Source organism: Candidatus Planktophila sp. (genome assembly GCF_040402275.1).
GTDB lineage: Bacteria > Actinomycetota > Actinomycetes > Nanopelagicales > Nanopelagicaceae > Planktophila.
Genome location: NZ_JBBAMW010000009.1, coordinates 16166 through 40700, shown reverse-complemented (window position 1 = coordinate 40700; position 24535 = coordinate 16166). Strand labels below are relative to the sequence as shown.

Below are 24535 nucleotides of genomic sequence, written 5' to 3'. Positions count from 1 at the left end.
CTTCAGTGCCAACTATGGTCGCTGGTCTCTATGGAATGAACTTTGATGTGATGCCTGAATTACGCTGGAAATTTGGGTACCCAATGGTGATGACAGGGTTGTTGCTTGTTACTGGTTTTCTCTACTGGAAATTTAAGAAAGCAAAGTGGTTATAAATGTGTAATAAAAAAGCCCGTCACAATTAAGTGACGGGCTTTTTAATATCTTTTTACTTGTCAGCTACAACGCTTACTGAAACCTTTGCAGTCACGTTGTGACCCAAAGAGACCTTCACATCGTGAGTGCCAAGCTTCTTGATGTGGCCCTTAGTAGCGATCGAGTGACGATCGATATCTAGACCAGTTGCAGACTTGATTGCTGATGCAACATCTTTGTCAGTTACTGAACCAAAGAGTGCGCCCTTAGCGCCGACCTTGACCTTAGTAACAACGGATGCGTTCTCAAGCTTTGCCTTGATTTCCTTGGCGTGATCGATATCGCGAACTTCGCGTACTGAACGTGCGCGACGAATGCTTTCGATCTGCTTTTCTCCACCAAGTGACCAAGCAATTGCGTTTCCGCGTGGCAACAAGAAGTTGCGAGCGAATCCATCTTTAACAGTTACAACATCTCCTGCAGCACCTAGGCCTGCAACTTCGCGAGTAAGGATTAGTTTCATTGTTCTATTCCCCTTATCGCGCTGAAGATGTGTAAGGAAGTAGTGCTACTTCACGACTGTTCTTTACCGCGGTTGAGATTGAACGCTGGTGCTGTGTGCAGGCACCTGTAACGCGGCGAGCGCGGATTTTGCCGCGATCAGAAATGTACTTGCGAAGTGTCGCAATATCTTTGTAATCGATGAATGTGACCTTCTGCTGACAAAAGCTGCAAGGCTTCTTCTTAAACTTCTTGTTTAAGGCTGCTTGCTTCGCATTCTTATTCTTAGGCTCGCGTAGAGCCTTGTTATTTCTTGCTCCCATTATGGTGCTCCTTTTCGGGCCCTAGTCATTACTGACTAGGAATGGATGGACGGTTGGCTTACTTTGATTTAAATCTGTGTTGATTTAGAACGGTGGTTCGTCGGTTGTAGATGTTCCCCATCCACCACCTGCTGGTGCTGATGACGATGATGCTGCTGCCCATGGGTCTTCATTAAATGAATCTGATGCAGCTGGTGCAGAGAATCCGCCACCTGCTGAACGCTGGGCCTTAGTGACCTTCGCGGTTGCATTGCGTAGTGATGGACCAACTTCATCTACTTCTACCTCAAAGACGGTGCGCTTTTCGCCCTCTTTAGTTTCATACGAACGTTGCTTAAGACGACCAGAAAGGATGACGCGCATTCCTTTTGTCAGTGACTCTGCAACATTTTCAGCTGCTTGACGCCAGATCTGACATTGAAGGAAAAGGCTCTCGCCATCTTTCCATTCATTAGTTTGCTTATCTAAATAGCGTGGTGTTGATGCAACGCGAAATTTTGCAACGGCCGCACCTGATGGTGTGAAACGAAGCTCTGGATCGTCAACTAAGTTGCCGATCATCGTGATTGTTGTATCTCCTGCTGCCATTTTATTTCCTCATCTCTACTCGTGGAGTCCTAGCATCATGTATGCAAAAAGCTTATGCGTCTAGACGCATTGCCTTTGTGCGTAACACTGATTCGTTCAAATTAAGCTGGCGATCTAATTCCTTAATCGCTGCTGGTTCGCAATTCATATCAATGACTGCGTAGATACCTTCGCCTTTTTTCTGAATTTCAAAAGACATACGGCGACGGCCCCACAAGTCAAGCTTGTTGACTGTTCCACCTGAGTCTTTAATGATCTTCAAGTATGTTTCTAGGCTTGGTGTGACTGTGCGTTCTTCTAGTTCTGGATCAAGAATGACCATAAGTTCATAATGACGCATGTGTTAACCCGACCTCCTCTGGACTAAGACGGCCACGGCATTTCCGTGACAGGAGGGTTAAATTCCTTATTACCTAAGGAAAACCTTAGGCTTTAAGAGGGCTAAGGGTAAGGCTTTTGGGCCTCAAATAGTAAATCGAGGAGCCTGCTGTGCGTATTTCGAGCCTGTAAAGCCCGTCTGGCCAGGACTGCCATCAGGTAGATCGTGCCCCCGATTCGGACCAGGGTCAGGATGGCAAAGGGGGTCGCAGCCAGTCCAAATTTGGATCCGGTCACAAATGCGAGGTGTTGCCAGATTGCAACGTGATAAATAACTTCAGTTGCTTGCCAGGCCCAAAATGCATGCAGATCTTTCTTATTTGTTAGGGCAATAACAGCTAATGGTGTTAACCAAAGAACATATTGCGGTGAATACACCTTGCTGGCAAGCATTACAGATGCCAAAACTATAAAGGCTACGGATGCGAGTGTTGGTGTGTACTTGAGTTCAAATAACAAAATAGCAACTGTTGTCAGTGCAATCAGAAGTAGTAAGACTGAAAGATAATTCAGGTTTGTTAGTGAAAGACCAAGTTGTTCTAACGCCAACCAGATTGAGCCCCAGTCTGCTCCGCGCTCAAGGTTTAGTTTGTAGAAGCGCCACCAACCGGTTGGGGTCGTCAATGCAAATGGTGCATTGATTGCAATCCACGTAAGTGCAACGACTGCAACATATTTCACAAGTTCTTTTACTTTCCCATCTCGCCACAGAATAAATGCGATTGGGATGAGCAAGAAGATAGGTAGAAACTTTGTTGAGATTGAAAGTGCCAACACTAGAGAGCTGTGTAGATACTGTTTTCTATCAAACCAATAGATGGCAAGCATCATTGTTGCAATCGCCCACAGATCCCAGTTGATATAAAGGGATGCAATCATTGCTGGCGCAACAGGGAGAAGGTAGGCAAACTCTGGTCTGATCTTTCTCACCATCACAACGGTTGCAAGAAATAGAAGCACTAGAAAGAAAATATTGATATTAAAGTAGGTGGCAGGGGAGTTAGCACCAAAGCTTGTTACATACATAACCATTGCAGTAACTACTGGATACTCAACGCTGTTCTCATTACTCGCATATGGCCAGGCATTCTTATCTAATCCGCGGTTTGCATATAGTGCTGGTAGGTCGCTGTAACAAGCGTGAATGTATTGATCTGGCGTTACCCAGCCGGTGTTTTCGCATTGGCTAGATTTTGCAAAGGAAAGCAGTGAGGCAAATATGGCAAGAACTACAAGCGTTCTAACTTTCATTACGGCTTCGGCTTTTGCTTTCCGCCAGATGTCATAACAACAGGTTCAAGGCCACCAATATTTGATGGTGCTGGGAAATCCATCACTGGTTCGCCCTTGAGTGCACCCTTCATAAACTGTGTCCAAATACGTGCAGGGAAGGATCCACCTGTTAGAGAAGTCATTCCACCAATGCCGTTAAGAGTTTGCGTTGCGTTATCTCTAAAGAATGCAACGGATGCGGCGATCTGTGGTGTGTAGGCGCTAAACCACGCTGATGCATTTGATTGAGATGTTCCAGTCTTACCTGCAGCTGGTCGACCTAGTGCAAGGGCTGCAGCTCCAGTTCCGCCTGTAATTGTTCCTTTGAGTGCGTAGGTTAAATCAGCCATTACCTCTTTACTAAATACTTCTTGAGTTTGTGGTGTGGCCTCATACAAGACACCCTTATTGCTACCTAGAACTTGAGTTACTAAGAATGGCTTTGACTTAACTCCTTGTGCCGCAAAGGTTGCATATGTATTTGCCACATCGATCACGTGTGGACTTGATGTTCCAAGCACAATTGATGGTGTTGGCATCATTGCAACGCTCTCAGGAATACCTGCACGGCGTGCAACATCAACAACATTTGTTGGGCCAACTTTGATTCCAAGTGGAACAAAGATTGTGTTAACTGAGTGCTTAGTTGCAAAGAGTAGATCGATTTGTCCCCAGCCTTCATTGCCATAGTTGAAAACCTCATATGGCTTTCCGGCATCATCAAATGTCTGTGGTGAATCACCATTCCACATTGATGTCAGTGGGATGCCTTGTTCGAGTGCTGAAACAATTGCGAATGGTTTAAATGTTGAACCGGCTTGAGCAATAGATTGCGTTGCATCATTTAATTGACGCTCTAAATAGTCACGCCCGCCATACATAGCAAGGACTTCTCCGGTCCCGGGGCGAATAGCAACTAACCCGATGCGAAGATCTTTAGGGGCATTTGCAGGATAAAACTTATTTACCGCATCAACTGCGGATTGCTGCGCCTTTTGATCAAGGGTTGTCTTAATGACAAGACCACCAACTAATAGTTGATCCTGGCTAAAACCAAGTTTTGCTAACTCTTTTTGAACAGCTTCAATGATGTGGCCCTTGGGACCGCTTAGTTGACCAGAGGTTGAACGTGGTGCAACTGCTGGCAACTTCATTTTTGCAGCAGCATCTTTATCTAACCAGCCAGCTTCAATCATGTTGTTCTTTACATACTCAAAACGATTAGCTAAACGTTCTGCGTTGCCTTCTTTAAATGCTGGGTCATACAAACCTGGCGAGCGCAAAATAGATGCAATGACAGCTGCTTGTGAATTTGTTAATTGCTCGACGTTGCGGTTGAAGTACTGCTGTGATGCGGTCATGACACCATAGGAGCCGCGACCGAAGTAAATGGTATTTAAGTAACTTTCAAAGATTTGATCTTTTGAAAGTTGATTCTCTAACTTGATTGCAATGACAAGTTCTTTAATCTTTCGCTGAATCGTGCGGCTAGGAGTTAAGAAGGCAGTCTTTGCATACTGCTGTGTGATGGTGGAACCACCTTGTAGGGCGCCGCCTCGTAAATTATTAACAACTGCGCGCAAGATTCCTGTTACAGAAAATGCTTTGTTTGAGTAGAAGCCACGATCTTCTGCTGCTAATACTGCGTAACGAACATTGAGTGGAATCTTTGCAAGAGGCACGATCTGGCGGTTTTGTGTTCCAACTCGGCCGATCTCTTCGCCATTTGAATACTGAATAATTGTTGATTGGCTATTTACATATGCGTTGGCATCAGGGATATCAACGGTGAAATAGGCAAGAGCAAATAAAACTGAGCCGGCAATGAAACCAAAGCCACCAAGAAAGACTGCGGCTCTAATCAGTAATTTACGGGCCATTTGCTAATGCTATCCCTTGGCGTAATCCTCATCCTCCAAGGTGCGAACCTTGCGCGGGGCTTTTCGTTCAACTCCATCACCTAATACGTATGAGGCACATAGGTGATTCCATGAACAGTTCTTACAGACTTCAACGATGTACACAGTGAACTCACCGAACTCACGTTCCATCGCGATTAACTCTTTGGGAGTCTTAATGCGGCCTGAGTATTGACCTAGTTGCTCGCCGAAGGTGTAGCGCAATTCAACGAGCTCTTCCTTTTTACATACTGGGCAGTTACGAGCAACTTTGTCCCCATGCCACTTCGCGGCGCGCATCAAATAAGGGTCGGCGTCGCAGGCATCAACAACACCACGAAAGAGAGCCATCAAAGTGGCGCGCTTATCGAGTGAATAATCGATGAACCCTCGTTGCGATTTCATTAGGGGGAAGAATAATCCCATTTTGAGGGTTACGCTCTTTCTTATGAGTTTTGTTGGGTTGATGCGCCACCCTCGGCTTTCTCGCCTGCTTGCTGTTCGGTGGACCGGCCAAGCAACAGATGGCATCTTTCAAAGCGCACTTGCATCCTTTGTTTTATTTTCTCCAGAGCGCCAAGCAAATGCATTAAGTGCTGCAATTGGTTTCGCAGTAGTGTTATTGCCGTATTCACTCATTGGGCCTTTTGTTGGAACAATTCTAGATCGCGTTTCTAGACAACGCGTACTCTTTTTTTGCAATGTAGCTCGTAGCGCAAACCTTTTCTTTGTTGCCTTGCTTGTCTATACCGGCACCACAGGTGTTGAACTAACAATTGTTGTATTAGTTGCCTTTGGTATTAATAGATTTATTCTTGCCGCACTCTCTGCTGGTCTTCCATTATTAGTTGATTCAAAATCGTTAATAACAGCAAATGCAATTGCCGTTACGGGTGGTTCTGTTTTGGTTGTTATTGGTGGCGGTATTGGTGTTGGGGTGCGCGCACTAGTAGACGGTGCGGCAATTGCAGATCACGCTGATGCTTTACTTATTGTGCTTGCTGCAGCGGGATATTTTATTGCCGCACTCCTTACTGGTCGATTACAGAAGAGTGAAATAGGCCCACTCCAGAAAGAAAAGGAATCAGCCTCTTTTCTCCAAGGATTTAGAGACATGAAAGAAGGCTTCCAATACCTACAGGAGCGTCTTGATGCATCTCGCGGAATTATTGCGACAGCTGTGCAGCGTGGTGGACTAACCGCTTTAACCTTAACCGCCCTGTTATTAGAGCGAAACACATTTAATGATTCATCTAAACCAGAAGCTGGATTACAAGGCTTTGGTATTGCATTAAGTATTGCTGGAGTCGGTCTTTTCTTAGGCGCGTTCTTAGCCCCTTATGGGGTTGCGCGATTTGGAAGGCATCGCTGGATCAAGTTTGCGATGATCGCAAGTGCCTGCTCTCCGCTTATTCTTGCTGTTTCGCAAACAGAAATTGGATTATGTGTCACTGCTTTTCTTACCGCATTTTTTGGCCAAAACATCAAAGTGACTAATGATGCATTGGTGCAATCAAAAATTGATGATTACCACCGCGGTAGAGTCTTTGCCGTTTACGACGTTGTTGTAAATGGCGCGATTGTCAGCGGTGGTTTGATAGCTGCGCTATTGCTGCCACCTTCAGGTTTATCTCGCATAGTGCCACTTGCCGTGTCAGGTGCTTACTTATTGGTCGCTTTCATTCTTCTTCGACCAGCAAAGTTTTACGCTACCTACTAGCCCACCATGCAAGCAGCGCTTTTGTTGCTGCTTCCTCGCCAATTGGACCTTCTTCTAAACGAAGTTCAAGTAAGAAATCCATAGCTTGTCCGACTTCTCGTGAAGGCTTTAAGTTAAGTATTTGCATAACTTGCGCGCCATCTAGATCAGGGCGAATCCTTGACAACTCTTCTTGCTCCATCAACACAGCAATGCGTGCTTCTAGAGAGTCATATGTTGCAGCAAGGCGGGCGGCCTTTGTTTTATTGCGTGTTGTGCAATCGGCGCGGGTTAAAACATGTAAATGGGTAATGAAATCACCGGCGTCTCGCACATATCTGCGCACAGCAGAATCAGTCCATTCTCCCTCACCATAACCGTGAAAACGAAGGTGCAGCGTTGTTAATAGCTCCACCGCATCAATAGTGTCATTATCAAAGCGCAGCGCTTCTAAACGCTTCTTTGCAAGACGCGCACCAACTACTTCGTGGTGATGGAAAGAAACTCCACCGCCTTCAATGAAGGCGCGGGTCTTTGGTTTTCCAATGTCATGTAGTAACGCGGCAAGGCGAATAACAAGGTTAGGTCCACCTAGACGATCTTCATCTTCGATGGCTTGTTCTAGAACAGTAATGGAGTGTTCATACACATCCTTATGGTGATGGTGCTCATCAACTTCCAATCGCAGCTTTGGAATTTCAGGCAGAACTAAATCGGCCAAACCTGTGTCAACCAAAATCGTAATTCCTATGCGGGGGTTAGGCGACATTAATATTTTTGTAAATTCATCGCGTACGCGTTCGGCAGAAATAATGCTGATGCGGTGGGCTAAATCTTTCATCGAAACAAGAACATCTGGAGCAATCTCAAAACCTAGTTGTGAAGCAAAACGTGCAGCGCGCATCATTCGTAATGGGTCATCGTTAAAAGAATCACCGGGTTTGCCGGGTGTGCGCAAGAGTTTGCCTGCTAAGTCTTGCAAACCATTAAATGGGTCGATGAACTGTGGTTTGTCACCAGTTAATTCAAGTGCCATAGAGTTAACGGTGAAATCGCGACGTGATAAATCTCCTTCAATTGTTTGTCCATATTCAACATCTGGTTTACGAGATTCTGGATCATAACTTTCAGAACGATAAGTAGTTACTTCAACAGTTGTGTCGCCACGTTTTCCTGCAACTGTTCCAAAAGCAATTCCAGTGTCCCAAATATTTTCTGCCCAAACTTGTAAAATCTTTTTTGTTTCTAATGGGTGCGCATTGGTTGTGAAATCTAAATCATTTCCAAGACGCCCAAGAATTGCATCACGCACAGGTCCGCCAACCAATGCCAAGGTAAACCCCTTGGCCTTAAAGGCTTGGGCTAAGGAGCTTGCAAGCGGTGCTCGTTCAACTAATGAACGGATCGCTAACTCTCCTGCGGCGCCTAATGCTGTGCTCACAATAAGTAAGGTTAAAGCACTACCCTTGCTCCATGATCCCGGCACCTGGTGCGGGCAGCGAAGGTACGAAGAAAAAGCGGAAGCGTAAGCGCTCCGGTAATCGCGGCCCACAACCACAGACACAAAACACTGCTCAGAAGAGCGCTCAACCGAAGCGTGCTGAGGTAAAACGGCCCTATGCAAAAAGAGTTGATGAGGTCAGTGCTGGCGGTTTAGTCATTGATACCACTGGCACGATGGGTTTATTGATCGGTCGCTACGACCACAAAGATGCCAGCGGAAAACGAGTTTTATGGTCTTTGCCTAAAGGGCATATTGAAGAAGGTGAAACCCCAGAACAGGCAGCTATTCGTGAGGTTGCTGAAGAAACTGGAATTACTTCAGTTATTACAAAATCCTTAGGCGTAATTGATTTTTGGTTTATGGCTGGTGGAAAGCGAATTCACAAGACTGTTCACCATTTTATGTTCACAGAAGTTGGCGGAACATTGCTTGCTCAAGAGAGTGAAGTAGATGAGGTTTCTTGGTTTCCTCTCGCTGAAATTGTTGATCGCTTGGCATACCCAGATGAAAAAAAGCTAATTGCTAAAAGTGCAGAGTTGGCGCTATGAAAAGATTAATTGGACTTTTTGTGATGCTTTTGCTCCTGCTTCCATTGTCACCTGCAAAAGCAGCAGGTCCGATAGTCCGAATTACATCCATAGCACATCAGACATTTACTGGTGAATTTAGAAATGATGATTTAGCGCAGGAGTTAACTCCGTCAGGTGCTCTTGGACAGTTGGTATATACCCCGCGTTCAAATAACAAAACTTGGGTAATTGACGCCGCGCTAATTGACGAAGTTATTGCAATGACTGGTGATTACACATTAGCAACTGATGCAACACCTGCTGGTAAAGATATTGCAACTGCGTGGTTAAAACAGCTTCGACAAATTACATATGGCCAACAAGTTGTTGCACTTGCATACGGAAATCCAGATGTTTCACTTGCTAAGCGTTTGGCACCTAGTGAGTTAAAGAATTATTACGCTTTTGGTAAATCACAATTAGAACTAGCGCTGGGTCGCACAGTGCGCAGCGAGCCAAATGGTGAGTGGAGTACAGGTAAATCTGGGCTTAGTTTCCCGCTGCGAAAGGCCTACGGCGATAACCGCAAGGCGTTAACAAAGCTTTCAAGGGTTGTTAATGATGCTGAATTAATCATTCTGCGAGCTCAGCTTTCAAAGTTACTTTCACCAAAACTGGATAAAGATAGTCGAGATTTTTACTCTTACAGTGCGCGTACTGCAGTAGATGCAATGGTTAATAAATTGCGTATAAATAGCGGTAAGTACCAGATCACCACATCAAATGTTAAGTTGCCCGTAACTGTCATCAATGAGTTTGATGCCGATGTCACAATTAATATCTCTTTACTTCCAATTAACTCACGTGTGGTCGTAGATAGTTTTGATGCTGTAACAGTTCCAGCACAATCTAAAAGGCAGCTTGAAATGGTTGTGGATGTAATCGCACCGGGTCAGACGACGGTCACCGCACAGATCATCGATGACGAAGGTAATGAAATAGTCCCAGAGGCGATACTGACATTAAATTCAACTGTTATTGACTCGCGTGTTACCTGGTTTACCACTGGCGCCGCCATACTTCTTCTATTGGCAGGTGTGGCACAAAGCGTCCGCCGAGTCCGAAGGAGGGTTAATTGAAATCTAACGAACTCTTCCGTGCTTCAGGAATCATGGCTCTAGGCACAATTATTTCTCGTATTACTGGTTTTGTTCGCGGAATTTTAATTGTTGCCGTCCTCGGAACAACATTGCTTGCAGATACCTACAACGTTGCAAACACAATGCCAAACATTTTGTATAACTTGCTCGTTGGCGGCGCGTTGACTGCAATCTTTATTCCACAATTAGTCAGATCTTTTGACCACGAAGACGGCGGCGATGATTTTGCTTCACGGCTTATTACAACCATTTCACTTATTCTGCTTGTGCTTGTTTCACTTGGTATGTTCTTTGCACCAGCTCTAGTTCGCTTATATGCACCAGAATTTTTCACAACAGGTTTTGAAACTGAGCAAGAGATCGCAATCGCCTTTACGCGCTACTGCTTGCCACAAATCTTCTTTCTTGGTTTATTTACAATGCTGGGCCAAGTGGCCAATGCCCGTGGTTCCTTTGGCCCGCTTATGTGGGCACCGATTGCTAATAACCTCGTAGGTATCGCGTTATTTGGTGGATTCTTACTGTTCTCACCTGGCATCGATATCTCCAGCATTACCTCTAACCAGGTCGCGCTACTTGGTTGGGGAACAACTTTGAGCGTTGTTGTGCAGGCCTTGGTTCTAGTGCCAGTCATTAGAAAACTTGGAATCTCGATTAAGCCAAAGCTGGGTGTTTCTGGTTTAGGTAAATCATTTAACTTAGCTGGTTGGACCTTGGTTTATGTATTGATTTCACAACTTGGTTATTTAGTAACGGTAAATGTTGCAACAACAGCAGCAGTTCGAAGCGCACAAGAGGGTGTTGTAACTGGTGTTGGTTACACCCCATACACATTTGCCTACTTTGTTATGTTGTTGCCATATTCCATTGTCACGATTTCAATTATTACTGCGATCTTGCCTCATATTTCAAAGCTGGCATTGGATGGCAAGCGTGATGAAGTTAAGGCCCAGTTGATCAGGGCAATCCGTTTAGTTGGTGTGATTACAGTTCCGAGCGCCGTGGCCTTCTTGTTATTTGGTCCTTTAATCACACAAAGTATCTTCATTGGAATCTCTAATGATGATTCCCGCTATATCGGTTATGTTTTATCGGCGCTTAGCTTTGGTTTAGTAGCATTTTCTATCAACTTAATTTTGATTAGAGGCTTTAACGCTTTTGAAGATACAAAAACTCAAGTTATCTCAATTGTAGTTATCAATATTTTCTCTGTTGCAATGTCTTACTTCTTCTTATACTCCTTGAAAACTCAGTGGGTAACAGTTGGTTTAGGTGTGGCATTTTCTGCAAGTTATTTAGTTGGATTACTTGTAACTTTGGGATTGCTGAAAAAACATGTTGGAAAACTTGCACTCTCTGAGTTCTTGGGCCAACACATACGTTTATTGATTGCCTCTCTTCTTGCGATGCTTCCACTATTTGCTATGACCCAATACATATCCTGGCTCGCACTTGATATGTCGCGTGCTGCACGTGCTGGCGAACTCTTAGTTGTGATGGTCGTCGCATTCTTTACCTACATCCTGGCGGCAAAGGCGCTTCACATTGAAGAGATTTCCATGATTCGCCACTTAGGTAGTTCAATTAGTCGCCGTTCAGCAAAACCAGAAGAAAACGAATAGATTTCAGGGCCTAGGGGGCATCGTGAGTGAAGTAAGAAATGTAGTAATTGTTGGATCTGGTCCTGCCGGATATACCGCTGCGATTTATGCAGCGCGTGCGCAGTTAGATCCAATTATCTACGAAGGCTCTGTCACGGCAGGTGGCGCACTGATGAACACAACAGAGGTTGAAAACTTTCCTGGATTCACAGATGGTGTGATGGGTCCAGACTTGATGGACAGCATGCGCAAGCAAGCTAAGCGTTTTGGTGCTGAGTTAATTACAGATGACATTGTTGAAATGGATTTATCTGGAGATATAAAGATTTTGAAGGATGGTTCTGGAAACACGGTTAAAGCAAAATCTGTAATTCTTGCAACTGGTAGTGCTTATCGTGAAATTGGTTTAGTCAATGAAAAGCGTTTATCTGGTCACGGGGTTTCATGGTGTGCTACATGTGATGGTTTCTTCTTCCGTGGACAAACAATTGCTGTTGTTGGTGGCGGAGATTCTGCTGTTGAAGAAGCAACGTTTTTAACACGTTTTGCTGACAAGGTAGTTTTGATTCACCGTCGTGACTCATTACGCGCATCAAAGATTATGGCAGAGCGCGCGAAAGCTAATCCGAAGATTGAATTTCTATGGAACACAGAGGTTATTGATGTTCTTGGCGCCGACAAGGTTGAAGGATTAAAACTTCGGAACACTATTGATGGCACAGAATCAGAACAAGCATTTACGGGTTTGTTTGTTGCGATCGGACATATTCCGCGCAGTGAATTAATTGCGGGACAAATCACCCTAGACAATGAGGGTTATGTGATCTGCGAGGGTCGCTCAACTCGAACAAACCTTAAAGGTGTCTTTGCATGCGGGGACTTGGTAGACCACACCTACCGTCAAGCAATCACAGCAGCTGGTTCAGGCTGCGCGGCAGCCCTTGATGCTGAAAAATTCTTAGCCCACTAGTCTTTAACTAACACACGAATAAGGAGCAATACGATGGCAACAAGCAAGGTAACAACGGCATCATTTGATGCAGATGTTCTCAAGAGCAGCACCCCTGTTTTGGTTGATTTTTGGGCTGAATGGTGTGGTCCATGCCGTGCTGTTGGGCCGATTCTTGAGGAAATCTCAGATGAGCACGGTGCAAAGCTCAAGATCGTAAAACTCAACACAGATGAAGAGTCTGCGATTGCTATGAAGTATGGAATTACATCAATTCCAGCTTTATATGTATTTGTTAACGGTGAAGTTGTGAAGCAGATTATTGGCGCTAAGCCAAAGCCAGCACTACTTAAGGAACTAGAAAGCTTCCTCGTATAAATCCATGTCAGATTTAACCGAGTCGGAGATCCGCTCATTTCAGCAAGCCCGTGGCCTTGATGTCACGGGTTTTGTTGATGCGGTGACTGTGCGAGCATTAGAAGAGGCGCAGTGGAAACTTGGAGATCGTTCGCTATATCTGCAGGAGCCACCCTTAATGCATGGCGATGATATTGCTGCTTTGCAATCACGTTTAACGGAAATGGGTTTTGATTGTGGTCGAGTTGATGGAATTTATGGACCGCGAACACAATTAGCCGTTAAAGAATTCCAAAAATCTGTAGGTGCAACCGTTGATGGCAAATGTGGTCCTGCGACAATTATCGCCCTGATTCGTTTAACAAAGATAGTTTCTGGGGGAGTGCCTTCAACGCTGCGTCAAAATGCGATGCAACAAAGTCGTGGTCCAGCACTTGCAAATAAAGTTATTGTTTTAAACCCAGATGGTGATGATGCCCTTGTTTACGATGTTGCAGTTCGCACCGAAGGTCGTTTGCTTGCATTAGGTGCTTCTGTCTTCTTAACACGAGGCGCGACAAATAACCCCTCTGAATTAGAGCGAATTACATTCAGTAATAAAAGTAGTGCTGACTTAATGATCTCTTTAAATGTCGATTCATATAGCAATGACAAAGCACACGGCGCAGCAACATATTTTTATGGCAGTGATGCACATGGTGTTCATTCAATTGTTGGTGAGCGCTTCGCTTCGCTCGTGCAACGAGAGATTTGCGCTCGTACCGACTTAACAAATTGCCGCACCCATGCAAAGACATGGGAGTTGTTGCGCATGACAATGGCGCCAACTGTTCGCATTGATCTTGGATATATGAGTAACCCTGGTGATTTGGGTCGCCTATCTCGCCCGGATTTTCGTGATGTGATTGCCGAAGCCTTAGTTATTGCGATTCAACGTCTTTATTTAGCTGCCGAAGATGATGCAAAAACGGGAACTTTGCGGATTTCTGATCTTCGTAAAGCCGGCATCCGCCGCTAAATAACATGCGGTCATTCCCTTGGGTATGACAGACTTAGGTCATGTCGGACATAACGCAACGCTTCTCAACAGGTGCGCCTCAAAATCTTGAACAAAGATTTGCATCAAGGGCTGCCCAGATGAAGCCAAGTGAGATTCGTTCTCTTTTTGCCGTTGCATCCCGTCCAGAAATTGTTTCACTTGCAGGTGGAATGCCAAATCTTTCAGCACTCCCAATGGGAATGATGGCTGATGTTGTTAATAATCTAATCCGCAACAATGGACAGGAAGCATTGCAGTATGGAAATGGTCAAGGACATCCAAAGCTGCGTGAACAAATCTGTGAAGTTATGGCACTTGAAGGTATTCGCGCTAATCCTGATGATGTTTTAATTACAACTGGTTCACAACAAGCGTTGGACCTTATTTCACGCATCTTCTTAGATCCACAAGATGTTGTTCTTGCAGAAGCACCTTCCTATGTTGGCGCACTCGGAACTTTTCATCAGTATGAAGCATCTGTCGTGCATGTTGAAACAGATGAGAATGGATTAGTTCCAGCAGCACTCGCTGAAGCAATTAAATCTGTGCGAGCAGCTGGGCGTAAAATTAAGTTTTTATACACAATTCCTAATTACCAAAATCCAAGTGGAGTTTTATTACCGGCATCTCGCCGCACAGAAATCTTGTCCATTTGTCGCGAAGCAGGGATTTTCGTAGTTGAAGACAACCCATATGGATTGCTTGGATTTGATAAGCCATCACCTAATGCGATGCGTGCTGAAGACTCTGAGAACGTGATCTATCTAGGCTCGTTTTCAAAGACAATCGCACCAGGATTGCGTGTGGGTTGGGCGCTAGTGCCACCTTCATTGAAGGAAAAACTGGTCATCGCTAGCGAATCTTCAATTTTGTGTCCTTCAAACTTCACACAGCTAACTATTTCTAGTTACTTAGCTGATCAGCCATGGCGCGATCAGATCGCATCATTTTGCGAGCTCTATAAGGTCCGCCGCGATGCGATGTTGGAATCATTAGATGAGCATTTCCCAGCAACTGCGCAATGGACAAAGCCTGGCGGTGGTTTTTATGTGTGGGTTACCTTGCCACCTGAAATTGATACAACGGCAATGATGCCTAAAGCGATTGTTGCCAAGGTTGCCTATGTTCCAGGAACCGCGTTTTATGCAGATGGTTTTGGTTCATGGTCACTTCGTTTGTCCTATTGCTACCCAACACCAGAGCGCATCCGTGAAGGTGTTAAAGCACTCGGCGGCGTTATCAAGCAAGAGATGGCAAGCCGCAAAGGATTTGAACTAAAGGGTTAGTTTTCTAACGCCTTTGTAATTCGTTTCAAATCTTCTGCTCCAGCAAACTCAATCACAATCGTTCCTTTTTTCGCGCTGCCTTGAATTGAAACTCGGGTGTCTAGGGCGTCACCAATACGTTCTGCGATTTCTTGTAGTTCCGGGCTAGCCGACTTTGTCTGCTTAGGTTTTTTAGCAGATTGTCCTTTGGGAGCACCTGAAGAAATGATTTCTTCAGTTGCACGGACAGATAGTCCTTCTGTGACAATTCGTGTGGCAAGTTTTTCAATTGTGCCTGCATCACTTAATCCAAGTAGAGCTCGAGCATGACCTGCAGATAAAACACCAGATATTAGTTTTTGTTGAACAGATGTTGGCAAGTTCATTAACCGTATTGTGTTTGAAATTAACGGACGAGATCGTCCAAGTTTCTGGGCAAGTTCATCATGAGTACAGTTAAAGTCTGTGAGAAGTTGTGAGTAGGCCGCTGCTTCTTCTAGTGCGTTGAGTTGGCTGCGGTGAATGTTTTCAATGAGCGCTTCGCGTAATAGTTCATTATCTGGAGTTTGGCGAATAATGACCGGAATGGTTTTTAATCCAGCAGCTTTTGCCGCGCGGAAACGGCGTTCTCCCATGATTAATTCATAGCTGCCTGGTGTTGTCTGACGCACAACAGGTGGTTGCAAAATTCCGATTTCTTTTATTGATGCGATCAATTCATCAAGTGCTGCAGGATCAAAGTGTTTGCGGGGTTGGCGTGGGTTAGGTGAAATTGCACTGATAGCAACTTCATTTTGCTGTCCAACCTCCTGGTCGCCAACAGTTAATGATGTTGGGATTAATGCATCAAGGTTTGTTCCAAGTCCACCACGACGTGCCATTAAGCGATCTCACCTTCACGTTTGTAATTAATTGAAACAACATTTGAATCAAAAGGTTTTCCGCGCTCTGCGAGTTCGCGAGCAACAGCCATGTATGCAACCGCTCCTGGTGAAACAGGATCATATGTCATCACTGTTTGTTTAAATCCTGGTGCCTCTGAAACCCGCACCGTGCGAGGAATTGGAATATCAATTAACTCATTTGGGTAATGTTTTCTAATTTCATTAGCAACATCATTTGCAAGATTTGTACTGTTAAACATTGTTAAAACTAGTGTTGACAACTTTAATGTTGGATTCAAACGCTTTTTTACTAATTCAAATGTTTTTAATAGTTGTGATAATCCTTCAAGTGAGTAGTACTCACATTGAATTGGGATTAAAACTTCTTTCGCAGCGGTAAACGCGTTAATGGTTAGTAAACCAAGTGATGGTGGGCAATCAATAAAGATGTAATCAATTGTTTCGCCGCCTGCTGCGCGATCTGTAATTAACTCTTCGATTGCCTCTTTCAAACGCATCTCGCGCGCAACCATGGGAACAAGTTCAATTTCTGCTTGTGCAAGTGAAGTACTCGATGAAACACATTCAAGTGAAGGAAAGCCAGCAACTTTTTGAATTACTTGTGACATTGTTGAATCACCCATCAACACTTCATAAATTCCTGCGTTATCTTGGTGCTCAACACCAAGGGCGGTGGATGCATTTCCTTGCGGATCTAGATCAATAACGACGACTTTTAACCCACCCATAGAAAGGGCAGCTGCCAGGTTGACGGTGGTGGTGGTTTTACCGACCCCGCCCTTTTGATTAGCCACGGTGAGGATTCGAAGGGAGGCGGGTTTTGCCATCGCCTCTTTGAGGCGGCGGGTGCCAATTACCTTTTTTGTTTCACGTGAATCATTCACGTGGGTAGTTAAGCACCTTTTTTAACTTCAACTATGCGGCTGAGCTCAATTCCCTCCAGATTTACCTCATGGAGGATCGCTTTTGGCACAGTTTTCATCTCTTCTTGGGCTTTTTCACCCTTCATGGCCAGCAATGAACCATTTGTTTTTAAAAGGTGCCAGCTGATTTTCTTTAACTTCTCGAGTGGAGCAACCGCTCTGGCTGTCACATAATGGGTTGTTGCCTTCACATCTTGGGAACGGCCGCGGATTACCTCGATATCAAGCCCAATAACCGCCTCTTGGAGAAACTCCACCCGACGTTCAAGGGGTTCAATCAAGGTGACTTTCAGATCTGGACGGGCCAGGGCGATAACAATTCCGGGCAGGCCTGCCCCAGAGCCAATATCAAAGACTGTGGCACCTTCTGTGAAAAGGGTGGTTATAGGTAGGCAGTTAAAGATGTGGCGCTCCCAGATACGGTCAGCCTCGCGGGGACCGATCAATCCACGCTCAATTCCAGCTGTTTCTAGGAATTTAGCGTAGGCGTGAACCCGCTCAACATCTGGAAAATGCCTCGCGATGAGGGTTTCACGTGAAACCTCCACGATTTAGGCTGGATAAATAACTACGAAACGGTTTGGATCTTCGCCATCAGACTCACTGGTTAGGCCTAGATCCTGGATTGTGTCGTGGATGATTTTGCGCTCAAAGGCGTTCATTGGCTTCAATTTGATTGAGTTGCCGGTGGTCTTTGCCTCTTCAGCCATATCCTCGGCCAACTTCTTGAGCTCTGTGCGACGGCCAGCGCGAAATCCGTCAATATCAAGCATCAAACGGCTGCGATCTCCTGTTGAGGTCTGCACAGCTAGGCGAGTTAGCTCTTGGATAGCATCTAAAACCTCACCGCTTGAACCCACGAGGTGGCTGAGCTTCCCGCCAACAATGGCCAGAGCCGCACGGTCATTTTCAACATCGATATCGATGTCGCCATCAAGATCGGCGATGTCAAGGAGTGCTTCTAGGTAGTCAGCGGCGATGTCGCCCTCTTCCTCTAAGCGTGCAACACCCTTAGGTGCCTTTTTGGTTTCTGCCACCTCTTCAGTAACAACCTCTACCACTTCAGTCTTACTCTTTGCCATGATGCCCCCTTTGTCGGGATTGTAGTTATAAGTCCGTTTTGTCTACTTCTACTTCTTCTTTTTCTTCTTTTTTGGCTGCTGGCGCTGACCTTTTTCTTCGATCGTTGTGCCCTCAGAGTTCTCGGTTGTTTCCTCTACTACCCCGCTGTGTTTTGCTCGCTTTCGTGCGAGCTCTTCGTAGGCAGGTGAACCTGGAGTTGGGTTTCTCTTAATGACATAGAACTGTTGTCCCCATGTCCAAATATTTGTTGTTGACCAATAAATTAAAACACCGATTGGAAAGTTAACACCGGAGATTGCAAAAATAACTGGGAATGCATACAACATAATTTTTTGTTGCTGCAACATCATGTTATTTGATGCATCCATCTTAGGCATTCCCTTCATCATCAACTGACGTTGAGTTGTGAAGGTTGTTAGTGACATTAGTGCTATTAATAAAACGGTGACGATTTTTACAGTTGTTATATCTGTTCCAAGGAAAGTATCTGAGATAGGTGCGCCGAAGAACCTGGCTTGCGCGGCACTTACAACATCTTCTTGAGTTAACACGCCGTGCTTAACGGGAGGGTTCTTTCCGATTCCGTTTAGCACTGTGAACAGAGCAAAGAAGATTGGTGCCTGAGCCAAGATAGGAAAACATGATGCAAGTGGATTTGTCTTGTGCTCTTTATAGAGCTTCATCATCTCCTCTGATTGTTTTTGGCGATCATCCTTGTACTTCTTTTGGATTTCCTTCATGTGTGGTTGAAGAGCGGTTAGAGCACGCTGAGATTTAATCTGCTTCACAAAAAGTGGGATTAAAATAATACGAATGATGATTACGAGACCGATGATTGCTAATGACCATGACACGCCACTGTTAGTTCCAAAGACTGGAGACAGTAAATCGTGGATCGTTACAATGACCCAAGAAACAGCGATATATAGGGGTTTTAGGATGCTATCCATTAAATAACTACCTTCTCTTTCGGAACTGCATAATCAACACCACCGTGTGACCATGGATTACAACGCAACAAACGCCAAGTGCTCATTGCAATACCTTTTACTCCATAGTTTTCAATTGCTGTGACGGCGTATGAAGAACATGACGGGTAGTACTTACAACGTGGCCCAAACATTGGTGAGATCCACTTTTGATACACTTTGATAGGTGTGATCAATATGTGCCTCACTTCTGATTAGCCTTCTCGGACAATTTTTTTAGGAGTTGTCCGACAATCTTTGTTATCTCTTGCGCGACATCTGCCTCGCTCGCGCTGTTAAGAGCTCGAACTACTAACAAACCACCGGTTGGTAGTTGTGGGTAGATCTCTCGCAGCGCGTGACGTGCTTTGCGAGCAATGCGGTGTCGGGTTACAGAGCCACCAACATTTTTACTAATGATTAATCCCGCGCGAGCAGGTTGATCTAGATTGGTGGGGTAGAGATATCCGACAAAGTTTTGGGTTGAAAACCTCAAACCACTCTTTGTTGCGCGCGCGAAATCGGCGCTCTCGGTAAGGCGTGCGCTTTTTGCAAGCACGGGTATCGTTTATGAACCCTTATGCAGAAAGCTTGGCGCGACCCTTGCCGCGACGAGCAGCTAGTACTGCACGGCCTGCGCGGGTTGCCATACGGGCACGGAAGCCATGCTTCTTGGCACGACGACGTGTGTTGGGTTGGAAGGTGCGCTTTGTCATTGAAAACTCCTAATACATATCTTTTACTCAGGGCCAGAAATACGGGGGAAGCAAGAAGGTAACGGTAGAGGTCTGGGGATAAGCGGGTCAAACTGAGGGCTGGGTTTAGGGTGGTTGGTCCAGATTGTGGATAACCAGTTGCTTTTTTTGCCAAATCGCTCTACTTTTCACTCCCCCTCCACAGGTAAATCACTTTTGGGGGGATAGCAGGGCTCAACCTGGGGTTTAGACCACAGGCTGTGGATAACCCTGTGGATGAGTTTTTCTATGGAATTGAGGCCTTGGTGAGTGTTATTGAAGTTGAGCTACCCACCCTGTGGGGCCGCGTAATTGAGGAAGTTGCGATCAACGCGCCACAACACCGGGCATTTTTGCAGTTAACAAAGCCATTAGGTCTTCTTCACAATGATGATCAAACAACTTTATTGGTTGCAGCACCCAATCTTTTTGCAAAAGATGTCTTAGAAAGTCGTTTGCGCACTGTTGTTAGCGATGTTTTAACTCGTGAGCTTGGATCAACCACAAATATCGCAGTAACTGTTGATGAAACATTGGAAGTTGTTACTACGCCATCCCAAGATGTTGAAGTTGAGTTTGTTGCTCCGAAAACTGGCATGGGTCGCGATGACTCACCACTGTCAAAATCTGCCGAGACCTCAACTTTGAACCCTCGCTACATCTTTGAAACTTTTGTTATTGGTGCATCTAATCGTTTTGCGCACGCAGCTGCCGTTGCAGTGGCAGAAGCACCTGCCAAGGCATACAACCCGTTATTTATTTACGGTGAGTCTGGTTTGGGTAAGACTCACTTACTGCACGCTATTGGTGCCTACGCCCAAGAACTCTACGGAAATGTGCGTGTTAAGTATGTTTCATCAGAAGAGTTCACCAATGACTTTATTAACTCAATTCGAGACGATAAGGCCTCTGCTTTCCAACGTCGCTACCGCGATCTAGATATTTTATTAGTTGATGACATTCAGTTCTTGGAAAATAAAGAGCGTACACAGGAAGAGTTCTTCCACACCTTCAACACTCTATATAACGCGAACAAGCAGATTGTTATCTCAAGTGACCGGCCACCAAAACAGTTAACAACTTTGGAAGATCGTCTACGTTCTCGATTTGAGTGGGGTTTGATTACAGATATCCAACCTCCTGAACTAGAAACACGTATTGCGATTCTTCGTAAAAAAGCAGCGCAAGATAAGTTGAATGCGCCGGATGATGTTCTTGAATATATTGCAAGCAAAATTTCAACAAATATCCGTGAATTAGAAGGTGCGTTAATTCGTGTTACAGCTTTTGCATCCCTTAATCGCCAGAGTGTTGATTTATCGCTGGCTGAAATAGTTTTAAAGGATTTAATTCCTGATGAATCTAACCCAGAAATTACTGGTGCAACCATCATGGCTCAGACCGCGGCGTACTTCAGTCTGACAATTGATGATTTGTGCGGAACATCCCGTTCTCGAGTGTTAGTTAATGCTCGTCAAATCGCGATGTATTTATGCAGAGAGCTCACAGAGCTTTCCTTGCCGAAGATCGGCCAAACATTTGGTGGGCGTGACCACACAACGGTTATGCACGCTGATAGAAAGATCCGTCAACTGATGGCTGAGCGCCGTTCGATCTATAACCAGGTCAACGAGCTCACCACCAGAATTAAACAGCAAGCTAGATAAGCCGCGGTTGATTTGGGCTATTTGTCCGAATTGCCACTCTTTACCCCCAGTTGGGGACAAGTTGTGGATAACTGTGGAGAATGAGGGCAACACCGTGGATAACCTCGGTGGATTAATAAGGAAGAAGGGTGTGGTTGAAATGAAGCAGAGTTATACCCACACCTTTCCACTAGTTATTAACAGCTTATACAAAGCCAATCTCCGCACCGAACAGGGTTTTTATAACTTACCCACAGAAAATCGCTCTAGTTACTACGACTACCTTTATATACATATATCCAGTTACGCGAATAACCTTTCCACATTACAGAAAAGCCGAGGATAGAGATGAAATTTACAGTCGAACAGTCAGCGTTAGCCGATGGGGTTAACTGGGTTTCACGCTCTCTATCAACTCGTCCCATTAAAACCGAGTTACTCGGAATAGTTATCAACGCAACCGGTAATGAAGTCTTCCTATCAGCATCTGATCTTGAAACAGCAAGCAAGGCACATTTTGTAGCTGAGGTAAAAGAGCCAGGCAAGGTTTTAGTACCAGGAAAGCTTCTTGCAGAAATTTCACGTTCTCTCCCAAACAAACCAATTACATTTGTTTTGGAAGGAACACGTGTTGCTGTGACAAGCGGCAGCGCAAAGTTCACATTGCCAACCCTTTCAGTTGATGAGTATCCAAACCTACCCGAACTTCCAGATTCAACAGGAATGGTTGCAAGTGACACATTTGCAACAGCTGTTGCACAGGTTGCAATCGCCGCGGGCCGTGATGATTCACTCCCAACACTTACCGGTGTGCATATTGAGATCAACGAAGACACTGTTACCTTCGCAGCAACAGATCGCTATCGCTTGGCTGTGCGCGAAATCCAATGGACACCAACAGCGCCAAACACATCAACAACAGCGCTACTACGCGCTCGCACTATTGCCGATGCTGCCAAATCACTAACTGGTTCTAAAGATGTTTCGCTCTCTTTTGCTCCCAACACAAGCAATGATCGTTTAACTGGTTTTGCAGGTGATGGGAAAACCATGACATCGCGTATGTTGGATGGAACATTCCCTCCATATCGCCATCTACTTCCACAAGAGGTAACAACAACTGCGCTCATTGAAGTAGCAACACTTCTTGACTCTGTTCGACGCGTGGCACTTGTTACAGACAAGACAGTTCCTCTTCGCCTTGATTTCTCCAATAACACCCTCTCACTTGAAGCTGGTGCCGGTGAAGAAGCACAAGCGACTGAAGCAATTGAGATCTTGTTAACTGGTGAAGCAATCTCAATTGCCTTCAATCCAACATTTCTTGCAGATGGCTTAAATGCAGTTGGAACAAAGTTTGTCCAAATCTCATTTACCGGTTCAAATAAGCCTGCGATTTTAATGGGTAAGAGCGATAAAGATGGTGCGGTTATTGAAAACTACCGCTATCTATTAATGCCAATGCGCTACGCCTCGTAACCCCATATTTTTAAGGACACCTAGTGCGTATTAACAAGTTGGCTTTGACCAACTTTCGTTCCTATAACTCACTAGAGTTAGAGTTAGAACCAGGTGTTACTACATTTATTGGTGATAATGGTTCTGGAAAAACTAACATCGCTGAGTCACTTATCTATTTAGCTTTCCTTTCTTCACATCGTGTTGCCAACAATGTGCCACTCATTTCACTCGGTAATCAACAAGCAATTATCCGCGCCGAGGTTCAGCGAGATGATCGCACATTACAAATTGATTTAGAGATCAATGCAAGTAAAGCTAACCGCGCACGGATTAATGGAAACCCAACTCGTAGTCAGCGAGAGCTGTTGGGTGCTATCCAAATTGTTTACTTCTCACCAGAGGATTTAGATCTTGTGCGCGGTGAACCCAGCAACCGCAGAGATTTTCTAGATCGCCTACTTATTACTCGGACCCCACGCTTAGCAGGGGTTATCGCCGATTATGAGCGCGTTGTTAAACAACGCAACGCACTACTAAAAACGCGCACATCTGCTGCAGCACTTGTTCCCTGGAATGAACAACTTATTAAATTAGGCGCAGAGTTAACCGCTGAAAGGATTACCTTAATTGAGGCTTTAAACCCTTGGGTTGCTAAAAACTATGCAAACCTCAATGAGGTTAAACCAACATCTATTTCATATAAGTGCAGCACGGATGGTGTTACTAAAAACATTAACGACAACATCGTTGCACTCTCTGCGCGATTAGAAGAGGTCGCCTACCAAGAAATTGAGCGAGGAATTTCTTTAATCGGTCCACACCGTGATGATCTACATTTACAACTAGGAGATTTTCCAGCAAAAGGTTATGCCAGCCACGGCGAATCTTGGTCAATAGCTATTTCATTACGTATTGGATCTTTTAACCTTTTAAAATCTGAAGGCTCTTCTCCTATTCTTATTTTAGATGATGTTTTCGCAGAGCTCGATATATCACGCCGTATTCAATTAATGTCTACCACGCAACTAGCAGAGCAAACATTTATTACCGCTGCTGTTGAAAGCGATCTACCTACAGAGTTGTTAACACAAAAGTTTTATGTGATGCCAGGTGTTGTGAAGAAAGGAGAGAGTTAATGACAAAACGCGACTTAGCTCTAGATCTTTTTAAAGCATTTAAGACTGGTGTGACAAGAAAACCAAACAAACCTGCACCAACCATGCGAGTTGGACAACCAGGCGATCCTGAATTAATTGGTGGAGTGTTAAGTGATCTGGTTTCAGATCGCGATTGGGATTCTGGTTTAGCTGAAGGAAATCTTTTTGTTAACTGGAAAAAAATTGTTGGTGATGAAATTTCAGAACACGCACAACCGATTTCGATTTTGGACAATGTTTTAACAATACAAAGCAGCTCAACTGCGTGGGCAACACAACTACAGTTAATTTCTAGCAATTTATTGGCAACGATCCAAAAAGATGCCATTGGGGTGCTCATTGAGCGGCTTGTGATTATTGGCCCTCAAACCCCAACCTGGAAGAAAGGGGTCCGCACGATCCGTAACGCTCGCGGCCCCCGTGACACCTATAACTAGAGCTAGGCACTAGATCCCCTCAACTCCACGCTCAAAGTTCGGC

The 24535-nt window shown here is 44.9% G+C and carries 29 protein-coding genes; 13 read left to right on the top strand and 16 right to left on the bottom strand.

Annotated features, from left to right (window positions below; genetic code table 11):
• The coding region (locus tag AC9UEY_RS03560) for a CorA family divalent cation transporter (RefSeq protein ID WP_509537861.1) at positions 1–155 on the top strand (155 nt) is incomplete at its 5' end.
• 53 nt (positions 156–208) lie between these two features.
• Here AC9UEY_RS03560 and rplI read toward each other — a convergent pair.
• From rplI to AC9UEY_RS03525, 7 genes are all read right to left on the bottom strand, one after another.
• Entirely contained in the window at positions 209–658 is a 450-nt protein-coding gene (gene rplI, locus AC9UEY_RS03555) for a 50S ribosomal protein L9 (protein WP_509537856.1), read from the bottom strand.
• 13 nt (positions 659–671) lie between these two features.
• On the bottom strand, positions 672–959 hold the full coding sequence (gene rpsR / locus AC9UEY_RS03550; RefSeq protein ID WP_509537854.1) for a 30S ribosomal protein S18: 288 nt from the start codon (positions 957–959) through the stop codon (positions 672–674).
• Positions 960–1043: 84 nt separating this feature from the next.
• Positions 1044–1547, bottom strand: a complete 504-nt coding sequence (locus tag AC9UEY_RS03545) for a single-stranded DNA-binding protein (protein ID WP_509537851.1) — start codon at positions 1545–1547, stop codon at positions 1044–1046.
• 52 nt (positions 1548–1599) lie between these two features.
• Positions 1600–1887 (bottom strand): 30S ribosomal protein S6, encoded by a 288-nt coding sequence (gene rpsF / locus AC9UEY_RS03540; protein WP_445822045.1) that lies wholly within the window; start codon positions 1885–1887, stop codon positions 1600–1602.
• 101 nt (positions 1888–1988) lie between these two features.
• Positions 1989–3176, bottom strand: coding sequence for a glycosyltransferase family 87 protein (locus AC9UEY_RS03535; RefSeq protein WP_509537848.1), 1188 nt, complete (start codon positions 3174–3176; stop codon positions 1989–1991).
• On the bottom strand, positions 3176–5077 hold the full coding sequence (locus AC9UEY_RS03530; RefSeq protein ID WP_509537846.1) for a transglycosylase domain-containing protein: 1902 nt from the start codon (positions 5075–5077) through the stop codon (positions 3176–3178). Before AC9UEY_RS03530 ends, AC9UEY_RS03535 begins: the two co-directional genes overlap by 1 nt.
• 9 nt (positions 5078–5086) lie before the next feature.
• A complete protein-coding gene (locus tag AC9UEY_RS03525) occupies positions 5087–5500 on the bottom strand; it encodes a DUF5318 family protein (protein WP_509537843.1) in 414 nt (137 codons plus the stop codon).
• A 43-nt stretch (positions 5501–5543) separates the two neighbouring features.
• Between AC9UEY_RS03525 and AC9UEY_RS03520 the strand changes: the two genes are divergently transcribed.
• Positions 5544–6815, top strand: a complete 1272-nt coding sequence (locus tag AC9UEY_RS03520) for an MFS transporter (protein WP_509537840.1) — start codon at positions 5544–5546, stop codon at positions 6813–6815.
• Here AC9UEY_RS03520 and AC9UEY_RS03515 read toward each other — a convergent pair.
• The gene (locus tag AC9UEY_RS03515; protein WP_509537837.1) at positions 6805–8235 is read right to left on the bottom strand and encodes a CCA tRNA nucleotidyltransferase; all 1431 of its coding nucleotides are present in this window, start codon (positions 8233–8235) and stop codon (positions 6805–6807) included. The genes AC9UEY_RS03520 and AC9UEY_RS03515 overlap by 11 nt on opposite strands.
• Before the next feature lie 32 nt (positions 8236–8267).
• Here AC9UEY_RS03515 and AC9UEY_RS03510 point away from each other — a divergent pair, with 32 nt between their 5' ends.
• The 7 genes from AC9UEY_RS03510 to AC9UEY_RS03480 are packed head-to-tail and all read left to right on the top strand — an operon-like array spanning position 8268 to position 15199.
• Entirely contained in the window at positions 8268–8846 is a 579-nt protein-coding gene (locus AC9UEY_RS03510) for an NUDIX hydrolase (RefSeq protein ID WP_509537834.1), read from the top strand.
• The gene (locus tag AC9UEY_RS03505) at positions 8843–9946 is read left to right on the top strand and encodes a DUF6049 family protein (protein ID WP_509537832.1); all 1104 of its coding nucleotides are present in this window, start codon (positions 8843–8845) and stop codon (positions 9944–9946) included. The genes AC9UEY_RS03510 and AC9UEY_RS03505 overlap by 4 nt, the downstream gene beginning before the upstream one ends.
• The gene (gene murJ, locus AC9UEY_RS03500) at positions 9943–11589 is read left to right on the top strand and encodes a murein biosynthesis integral membrane protein MurJ (RefSeq protein ID WP_509537829.1); all 1647 of its coding nucleotides are present in this window, start codon (positions 9943–9945) and stop codon (positions 11587–11589) included. The genes AC9UEY_RS03505 and murJ overlap by 4 nt, the downstream gene beginning before the upstream one ends.
• A gap of 22 nt (positions 11590–11611) precedes the next feature.
• On the top strand, positions 11612–12538 hold the full coding sequence (trxB, locus tag AC9UEY_RS03495; protein ID WP_509537826.1) for a thioredoxin-disulfide reductase: 927 nt from the start codon (positions 11612–11614) through the stop codon (positions 12536–12538).
• A 33-nt stretch (positions 12539–12571) separates the two neighbouring features.
• Entirely contained in the window at positions 12572–12895 is a 324-nt protein-coding gene (trxA, locus tag AC9UEY_RS03490; protein WP_509537823.1) for a thioredoxin, read from the top strand.
• Positions 12896–12899: 4 nt separating this feature from the next.
• Positions 12900–13892, top strand: coding sequence for an N-acetylmuramoyl-L-alanine amidase (locus tag AC9UEY_RS03485; RefSeq protein WP_509537821.1), 993 nt, complete (start codon positions 12900–12902; stop codon positions 13890–13892).
• Positions 13893–13933: 41 nt separating this feature from the next.
• The gene (locus AC9UEY_RS03480; RefSeq protein ID WP_509537818.1) at positions 13934–15199 is read left to right on the top strand and encodes an aminotransferase-like domain-containing protein; all 1266 of its coding nucleotides are present in this window, start codon (positions 13934–13936) and stop codon (positions 15197–15199) included.
• Here the strand turns inward: AC9UEY_RS03480 and AC9UEY_RS03475 are convergent.
• The 8 genes from AC9UEY_RS03475 to rpmH are packed head-to-tail and all read right to left on the bottom strand — an operon-like array spanning position 15196 to position 19773.
• Positions 15196–16059 carry a ParB/RepB/Spo0J family partition protein gene (locus AC9UEY_RS03475; RefSeq protein WP_509537816.1) on the bottom strand — a complete coding sequence of 288 codons (864 nt, stop codon included), beginning with the start codon at positions 16057–16059 and terminating at the stop codon, positions 15196–15198. The genes AC9UEY_RS03480 and AC9UEY_RS03475 overlap by 4 nt on opposite strands.
• Entirely contained in the window at positions 16059–16967 is a 909-nt protein-coding gene (locus tag AC9UEY_RS03470; protein WP_509537813.1) for a ParA family protein, read from the bottom strand. Before AC9UEY_RS03470 ends, AC9UEY_RS03475 begins: the two co-directional genes overlap by 1 nt.
• Positions 16968–16975: 8 nt before the next feature.
• Complete coding sequence (gene rsmG, locus AC9UEY_RS03465) at positions 16976–17554, bottom strand: 16S rRNA (guanine(527)-N(7))-methyltransferase RsmG (protein ID WP_509537811.1); 579 nt, start codon at positions 17552–17554, stop codon at positions 16976–16978.
• A 3-nt stretch (positions 17555–17557) separates the two neighbouring features.
• Positions 17558–18088, bottom strand: coding sequence for a Jag family protein (locus tag AC9UEY_RS03460; RefSeq protein ID WP_509537809.1), 531 nt, complete (start codon positions 18086–18088; stop codon positions 17558–17560).
• Positions 18089–18136: 48 nt separating this feature from the next.
• Positions 18137–19039, bottom strand: coding sequence for a membrane protein insertase YidC (gene yidC, locus AC9UEY_RS03455; protein ID WP_509537806.1), 903 nt, complete (start codon positions 19037–19039; stop codon positions 18137–18139).
• Positions 19039–19266: a membrane protein insertion efficiency factor YidD gene (yidD, locus tag AC9UEY_RS03450; RefSeq protein WP_509537804.1), complete on the bottom strand. Its 228-nt coding sequence runs from the start codon at positions 19264–19266 to the stop codon at positions 19039–19041. Before yidD ends, yidC begins: the two co-directional genes overlap by 1 nt.
• Positions 19263–19616, bottom strand: a complete 354-nt coding sequence (gene rnpA / locus AC9UEY_RS03445; protein WP_509537802.1) for a ribonuclease P protein component — start codon at positions 19614–19616, stop codon at positions 19263–19265. Before rnpA ends, yidD begins: the two co-directional genes overlap by 4 nt.
• A gap of 19 nt (positions 19617–19635) precedes the next feature.
• Positions 19636–19773 carry a 50S ribosomal protein L34 gene (rpmH, locus tag AC9UEY_RS03440; RefSeq protein WP_509537799.1) on the bottom strand — a complete coding sequence of 46 codons (138 nt, stop codon included), beginning with the start codon at positions 19771–19773 and terminating at the stop codon, positions 19636–19638.
• A gap of 284 nt (positions 19774–20057) precedes the next feature.
• Between rpmH and dnaA the strand changes: the two genes are divergently transcribed.
• The 4 genes from dnaA (at position 20058) to AC9UEY_RS03420 (ending at position 24492) form a co-directional block, all read left to right on the top strand.
• Positions 20058–21458 carry a chromosomal replication initiator protein DnaA gene (gene dnaA / locus AC9UEY_RS03435; RefSeq protein ID WP_509537859.1) on the top strand — a complete coding sequence of 467 codons (1401 nt, stop codon included), beginning with the start codon at positions 20058–20060 and terminating at the stop codon, positions 21456–21458.
• Positions 21459–21785: 327 nt separating this feature from the next.
• Positions 21786–22916: a DNA polymerase III subunit beta gene (gene dnaN / locus AC9UEY_RS03430; RefSeq protein WP_509537796.1), complete on the top strand. Its 1131-nt coding sequence runs from the start codon at positions 21786–21788 to the stop codon at positions 22914–22916.
• Positions 22917–22939: 23 nt separating this feature from the next.
• On the top strand, positions 22940–24034 hold the full coding sequence (gene recF, locus AC9UEY_RS03425) for a DNA replication/repair protein RecF (RefSeq protein WP_509537794.1): 1095 nt from the start codon (positions 22940–22942) through the stop codon (positions 24032–24034).
• Complete coding sequence (locus AC9UEY_RS03420) at positions 24034–24492, top strand: DciA family protein (RefSeq protein WP_509537792.1); 459 nt, start codon at positions 24034–24036, stop codon at positions 24490–24492. The genes recF and AC9UEY_RS03420 overlap by 1 nt, the downstream gene beginning before the upstream one ends.
• Positions 24493–24535 lie beyond the last annotated feature (43 nt).